This window comes from Streptomyces sp. NPDC056734, assembly GCF_042790455.1.
In the GTDB taxonomy this organism is placed as follows: Bacteria; Actinomycetota; Actinomycetes; order Streptomycetales; family Streptomycetaceae; genus Streptomyces.
The window spans coordinates 47,673-53,917 of sequence record NZ_JBHTZD010000040.1; the positions used below are offsets into that span (position 1 = coordinate 47,673).

At 72.8% G+C, this 6,245-nt stretch carries 6 protein-coding genes; all 6 read right to left on the bottom strand.

Going from position 1 to position 6,245, the window contains the following annotated elements; genetic code table 11:
- Positions 1-2: 2 nt before the first annotated feature.
- The 6 genes from ACFRFC_RS36600 to ACFRFC_RS36625 all read right to left on the bottom strand — a co-directional run bounded on the left by ACFRFC_RS36600 (position 3) and on the right by ACFRFC_RS36625 (position 6,140).
- Positions 3-365, bottom strand: a complete 363-nt coding sequence (locus ACFRFC_RS36600; protein WP_382692332.1) for an RNHCP domain-containing protein — start codon at positions 363-365, stop codon at positions 3-5.
- A gap of 313 nt (positions 366-678) precedes the next feature.
- A complete protein-coding gene (locus ACFRFC_RS36605) occupies positions 679-1,152 on the bottom strand; it encodes a carboxymuconolactone decarboxylase family protein (protein WP_382692312.1) in 474 nt (157 codons plus the stop codon).
- A 91-nt stretch (positions 1,153-1,243) separates the two neighbouring features.
- Positions 1,244-2,530, bottom strand: a complete 1,287-nt coding sequence (locus tag ACFRFC_RS36610; RefSeq protein ID WP_382692313.1) for a vanadium-dependent haloperoxidase — start codon at positions 2,528-2,530, stop codon at positions 1,244-1,246.
- Complete coding sequence (locus ACFRFC_RS36615; protein WP_382692314.1) at positions 2,527-2,724, bottom strand: hypothetical protein; 198 nt, start codon at positions 2,722-2,724, stop codon at positions 2,527-2,529. Before ACFRFC_RS36615 ends, ACFRFC_RS36610 begins: the two co-directional genes overlap by 4 nt.
- A gap of 303 nt (positions 2,725-3,027) precedes the next feature.
- Positions 3,028-5,289, bottom strand: coding sequence for an MMPL family transporter (locus ACFRFC_RS36620; protein ID WP_382692315.1), 2,262 nt, complete (start codon positions 5,287-5,289; stop codon positions 3,028-3,030).
- 182 nt (positions 5,290-5,471) lie between these two features.
- Positions 5,472-6,140, bottom strand: a complete 669-nt coding sequence (locus ACFRFC_RS36625) for a response regulator (protein WP_382692316.1) — start codon at positions 6,138-6,140, stop codon at positions 5,472-5,474.
- Positions 6,141-6,245 lie beyond the last annotated feature (105 nt).

The following is a 6,245-nucleotide window of genomic DNA, read 5'->3' on the forward strand; positions in this document are numbered from 1 at the left end:
GGTCAGAGGGTGCCGAACGCTTCGAGCGGGAACGGCGGCTGGGCGAGCGGCCGGACGGCCATCCGCATCAGGATGAGCTGGTTGTCGTCCCCGCAGACCGGGTTGGACGTCAGCTCGTCGCAGCGCACGCAGCGGTGGATGACCATCCAGTCACCGGTGCGCAGCACGGCGATGGCGATGGGCGCCATCCGGCCGTGGCATTCGCCGGCGCCGCCCTCGACATGGTCGAGGACGTGCCGGGAGTGCAGGCACGACGGGCAGTGGTTACGTCGTTTCCCGTCGCCCGCGACGGCGGAGACGGTCAGTCCGCACCAGGCGCAGGTGAAGGTGTCGATCTTGAGGATGTGGTGAGAGGTGTTGCCCATGTTGCTGGACACCCGGGGTGCTCCCTGTCGAGAGATGGGTCATGACAGCGAGAGCAGGCCGAGCAGCCTCGACGAGAGGCGCCGCGTGCGCGAGGGCACGGGCGGTCGGAGGATCACGCGGTACGACGAGGCGCGCTCGGCGCGGGCCGAAACATAAAACACCCCTACCAAGGCCATGGGGCCGGATCGACTGGACGTGAGAACGGTTCAGGCTAGCGCGCCGCTCATGGGCCACGTCAAAGCATTTTCCGGCGTTCCGGCGCGGGCCGGGGACCTGGCGCGGGCCGGGCGTCCGGCCCGCGCCGCGCCCCGCTCAGTCGAACATGCCCGGCACATACGCCCCGGCGGGCTGCCGGACGATCACGTTCAGCCGGTTGTAGGCGTTGATGATCGCGATCAGTGACACCAGCGTGGCGAGCTGGTCCTCGTCGTAGTGCTTGGCGGCGGCCGTCCATGCGTCGTCCGTGACCCCGCCCGCGGCGTCGGCGATCCGGGTGCCCTGTTCGGTCAGCTCCAGGGCGGCCCGCTCGGCCTCGGTGAAGACCGTCGCCTCGCGCCAGACGGCGACCAGGTTGAGCCGGGTCTGGGTCTCCCCGGCGGCGAGCGAGTCCTTGGTGTGCATGTCGACGCAGAATCCGCAGCCGTTGATCTGACTGGCGCGCAGCATGACCAGCTCCTGCGTCGCGGACGGCAGAGCCGAGTCCCTGACCGCTTTGCCCGCCCCGTTCACGCGCCGCAGAAAGTCGCCGGAAGCCTTGTTGGCCATCAGATTCAGTCGGGCGTCCATGGTGTGCTCCCTCTGTGCTTCCCGTTGGATACACAGCTCTGACGCACCGGCTCGGCCCATTGTGACAGCACTGATTGTGACCCGCGTCACATCACCGGGTGAGCAGTTCCGCCGCCTGGTCCAGGGCGTGACGCGCCACCCGCCTGCCCAGCCGGATGCCCGCCTCGTCCGCGTACCGGGTGTGGATGCCGGACAGGATCCGCGCCTCGACATTGTCGTCCGAGAGCTGCTTCCACGTGGTGTACGTCCTGGTCACCCCTGGTGCGGTGGGGCTGGTCAGCGGGAACGGCCCGGTGCGCGCCCCGAAGCGCTCGGTCAGTACGGTCTCGGCGGCACCCGCGTAGGTGTTGTGGCCGCTGGGGTGGTCGGGGTGCGCGGGGGTGGTGTGCAGGGGCGTCCAGGCCGGGTCCGGGTCGATGGCCCCGGTACGGATCGCGGTCACGGGACGCCACCGCTCATGGGCGTACTTGCTGTCGGACGTGGCGATCTGCGTGTCGACCAGGGCCACATGGAACAGGGCGACGCTCAGTGCCTGCTCCGCGGTGCCGTGGCCGGAGCGGGACAGCGCGACGCGCAGGGGCTCGATGTAGAGGGTGAGGGAGGAGCCGTACCAGAAGGTGGCGGTCTGAGTCTGGTGGGCGCTGCGGACCGTGCTGTGCAGGGCCCCGTACGCCCGTACCTCGGCCAGGTCCGCCGCGTAGCGCCGGGTGTCCAGGGCGGGCGGCGGGCCGAGCCGGAAGTGGCTGGGCGAGGTGAGGAGGAAGGGGCGGGCGAGCCGGTTGCCGTACTGGACGGCGGGCAGGTGGTCGGGGGGCGTCGGCTGCCAGCGGCCGGGCTCGGGGGCGGGCACCGGGTAGGGGGCGTTCACGGACGCGGGGTCGAGGCCGTCGCCCTGCCGGGAGTCCAGCACCAGCCCGGCCTCACGCCGGCCGGCCGCCGTCCCCAGGTCCTTCGCCGGACCGGCCGGGATCGCGGCGAGTGTGTCCGCGAGGGTGGCGTCGAGTGGTTCGGTGCGGCTCGGGACCAGGGTCACCAGCGCCCGGTGCACGGCCGAGGCGAGCGCCGCCGCGCGGAACGCGCCGGGGTCGGTGATGCCGCCCGGCACCACCCGCGTGGCCCGCGCCGCCGCCAGCCAGCCGATCGCCCAGGTACGGCTGTTGGTGACCTGCGTCGGCGCTCCGGCCGCGGCGAGGGTGACGGCCGTGGCGTCGTACCAGGCGAGGACGGTGGTGTCGTACGACGCGGGGGCGGCGGGGACCGGGGTGGGGGCACCGGTCGCGGCGAACGCCCGCGGGGCGCCGGTCAGGGCGCCCAACACGGCACCGGCGCCCAGGGCGAGGGCGGCACGGCGGGCGGGACGGGCTCCGGGCAGAGTCACGCGTACTCCTTCGGGGAGGTGGGGGACACGGTCTTCGGGATCTGCTGCGCGCGGACGTCCTCGCGGCCGGCCGTGGACCGCGGGCCGGCCGTGGACCGCGCGTTGTCCACGCACGAGACGGTGAGCGGGAAGGCGGTCAGCAGGGCCAGTACGGCCAGGTGCCCGACTCCGGGCAGGCGGGTGCGAGACGTCATGAGGGCCTTCACGGGGAACGGAGAGACACCGCTCTGGAAACGCGGGTGGGGGGCATCAGAGCCGGTGCGCGAGTCGGGGGTGGCCGGTCAGCGACACACCGCGGTGGCGGTGCGCATCAGATCGATCGCTCGCCGCTTTCGCAACTCCCGGGACTTGCGCATACTCCCGAAGCTAACCGGGCGCCAAATTCCGGTCAAGGAGCGGGAGTTGAGGGAGAGGGCCCTGCAATGACAGCTTCGTGGCCGCGCCATGCTTCCGTAACAGAAGCCTCCACCGCATGACGCGGCCCCACTGTGTGCCCGCTATGTGCGGGTCCGGTCCCCGTCCGGCCGCTCCAGCGCCACCCTCGGCAGCAGCCGCGCGAGCGGACCCGGCAGCCACCAGGCCCGGGTGCCGAGCAGTTGCATCACGGCGGGCACGATCAGACAGCGGATGATCACGGCGTCCAGCAGTACCGCCACCGCCAGCCCCAGGCCGAACTGCTGGAGCATCCGGCTCGGACTGAGCACGAACGCGGCGAACACCACGATCATGATGGCCGCCGCGGCGGTGATGACCCGCCCGGTCGCGGCGAGCCCCTCGCGCACCGCGTGGCCGTGGTCCTTCGTGCGCTCCCACTCCTCGTGGATCCGGGAGACGAGGAACACCTCGTAGTCCATGGACAGCCCGAACACGATCGCGAAGATCATGACCGGGATGAACGCCTCGATCGGCCCCGGCTCCACACCGAACCAGCCCTCCTGGAAGACCAGGGTGATCGCGCCCAGGGCGGCGGCGATGGACAGCAGATTGAGCAGCGCCGCCTTCAGCGGGATGAGCAGCGAGCGGAAGACGGCCATCAGCAGCAGCGCGGACAGGCCGACGACGATCGCGACGAACAGCGGCATCCGGGCGGACACGGCGTCGGAGAAGTCCTGGGTGGCCGCCGTGGAACCGCCGACGAGATAGGTGGCGCCGGTACGGTCCTCCAGTCCTGGCAGGACGTCGTCGCGCAGCCGGTGCACCAGGTCGGCCGTGCCCTCGTCCTGAGGTGCGGTGGCCGGATAGGCGATGACGGTGGAGAGGGCACCGTCCTGGCTGGGCAGCGGCGGGCCGACCGCGGCGATGCCCTCGGTGTCCGCCAGCGTCGTCCGCAGTTCGGCGGCGGCCCCGGCGTCGCCCTCGCTCACCACCACGAGCGGCCCGTTGAAGCCGGGCCCGAAGCCCTCGGCGAGCAGGTCGTAGGCGGCGCGGCTGGTGCTGGTCGCCGGGTCGTTGCCCGCGTCGGCGAAGCCCAGGCGCAGGCCGAGCGCGGGGGCGGACAGGGCGAGCAGCGCCACGACGGCGGCGACCAGCGCGGTCAGCGGACGGCGTTGCACCGCCGAGGCCCAGGTCCGCCACCGGGCGCCCTCGCGGCGGCGGCCCTTGGCCCGCGCCTTGGCGTCCTTCGTGCGGATGTGCCGCTCGACGCGGCGCCCGAACAGGGCGAGCAGCGCGGGCAGCAGGGTCAGCGAGGCGGCCATGGTGACCAGCACGGTGAGCGCCACGGCGAGGGCGACGCCCTGGAGCGAGCCGAGGCCGAGGGCGACCAGTCCGAGCAGGGCGATGATGACGGTGCAGCCCGCGAAGACGACCGTACGGCCCGCCGCGTCCAGGGCGGTGCGGGTGGCGCTCGCGCGGTCGGCACCGGCGATGATCTCGTGCCGGTAGCGGTAGAAGATCAGCAGCGCGTAGTCGACTCCGACGCCGAGCCCGACCAGCATCATGATGGGCGGGGTGAAGTCGGCGACGGTGAACACGTGCGAGGCCAGGGCGATCAGGCCGACCGCGCCGCCGACCGCGAACAGCGCGGTGACCAGCGGTACGGCCGCCGCCAGCAGTGAGCCGAACAGCAGGACGAGGATGACGAGCGCGGCGAGCATGCCCGCGCCCTCGGCGGCCCCGCCCTCGCTCTCCTGTGCGCCGCGCACCGGGTCGCCGCCGAGTTCGACCCGCAGATCGCCGGTGGCGGCGGTGGTATCGGTGGCGGCGGTGGTATCGGTGACAGCGGCGGTGGCGGCGGCGGTGTCGATGATCCGGGTGACGTCCTCCTTGGGCACCTCCTCCGCCTTGCCGGTCAGGGTGACGGTGGCGTAGGCGATGGTGCCGTCCCGGGAGACCGCCGAGGCGTCGCCGTAGGGGCTGCGCACGTCGGCCACGCCGGGCAGGTCGCGCACCTTCGCCAGCATGGCCTCGACGGCGGCGCGGTCGTCGGCCACCCCGGCCTCGTCCTGGAGGACGATCTGCACACTGTCCCCGGCCTGGGCGGCGCCGTGCTCGCGCAGCAGGTCGGTGGCGGTCTGTGAGTCCGTGCCGGGCAGCGAGAAGTCGTTCCGGTAGGCGCTGCCCACCGCCTGGGATCCGACGGTGATGGCGGCCACGACGAGGACCCAGAGCAGGACCGCCGTCCAGCGCCGGCGCTGCGACCAGCCGGCCAGCCGGGCCGGTACGCCGCCCGGGGCGCCCGGAGCGCCCGGCGATGATGCGTGCGGCGGAACGGGCGGGGCCCCGGTCCGCGGGGTCCCGGAAGGTGCGGGTGAGTTCATGCGGTCAGCGTCGGCGACCGTCTGTCCCGCGCGCGTCGGCCTGCGGAGGACACCTGGGCTAACGCTGTGGTTGCGGGCGGGCTGGGCGGCGTACCACGGGGGTTGTCGCCCCACCCGGTGTCACCCGACACCCCGGCGCCACCTGGCCCCTCGGCTTCACCTGGCACCCCCGTGGCCCATGGTCAGCCGCCGAGCCAGCCCGGCGTGATCATCCCCGACTCATAGGCGAGGACGACCAGTTGGGAGCGGTCGCGGACATCGAGCTTGGTCATGATGCGGCTGACATGGGTCTTGGCGGTCGCGGGGCTGAGTACCAGCCGGGTGGCGATCTCGTCGTTGGTCAGGCCCTGGGCGACCAGGCGCATCACCTCGCGCTCCCGGTCGGTGAGCGCGTTCAGCCGGGGGCTGGGGTCGGGGACCTTGACCCGGCCGGCGAACTCGGCGATCAGCCGCCGGGTGATCCCCGGGCTGATCAGCGCGTCCCCGCGGGCGGCCACCCGTACGGCCTGGATCAGTTCCTCGGGTTCGGTGTCCTTGACGAGGAAGCCGGTGGCTCCGGCGCGCAGGGCGCCGTACACATAGTCGTCCAGGTCGAAGGTGGTGAGGATGACGACCTTGACGGCGTCCAGACGGGGGTCGGCGGCGATCTGCCGGGCGGCCTCCAGGCCGTCGGTGCCGGGCATCCGGATGTCCATCAGCACCACGTCCGGGGCGAGTTCGCGGCAGCGGGCGACCGCCTCGGCGCCGTCGGCCGCCTCGCCCACCACGTCGAAGTCCTCCTCGTCCTCCAGGATCGAGCGGAACCCGGCGCGCACCAGGCGCTGATCGTCCGCCAGCAGGACCTTGATCATGTCGAGGGGACACTCCGATCGGAACGGGAAGGGCGGGGCGGAGGGCACGGGGCAGGCGGCAGGCGGCAGGCGGCAGGCGGCAGGCGGCAGGCGGCAGGCGGCAGG

Excerpts from the sequence above, each read along its gene's own strand:
- ACFRFC_RS36600 (WP_382692332.1), bottom strand. The coding sequence starts at position 365 with ATGGGCAACACCTCTCACCACATCCTCAAGATCGACACCTTCACCTGC.
- ACFRFC_RS36605 (WP_382692312.1), bottom strand. The coding sequence starts at position 1,152 with ATGGACGCCCGACTGAATCTGATGGCCAACAAGGCTTCCGGCGACTTT.
- ACFRFC_RS36615 (WP_382692314.1), bottom strand. The coding sequence starts at position 2,724 with ATGACGTCTCGCACCCGCCTGCCCGGAGTCGGGCACCTGGCCGTACTG.
- ACFRFC_RS36620 (WP_382692315.1), bottom strand. The coding sequence starts at position 5,289 with ATGAACTCACCCGCACCTTCCGGGACCCCGCGGACCGGGGCCCCGCCC.
- ACFRFC_RS36625 (WP_382692316.1), bottom strand. The coding sequence starts at position 6,140 with ATGATCAAGGTCCTGCTGGCGGACGATCAGCGCCTGGTGCGCGCCGGG.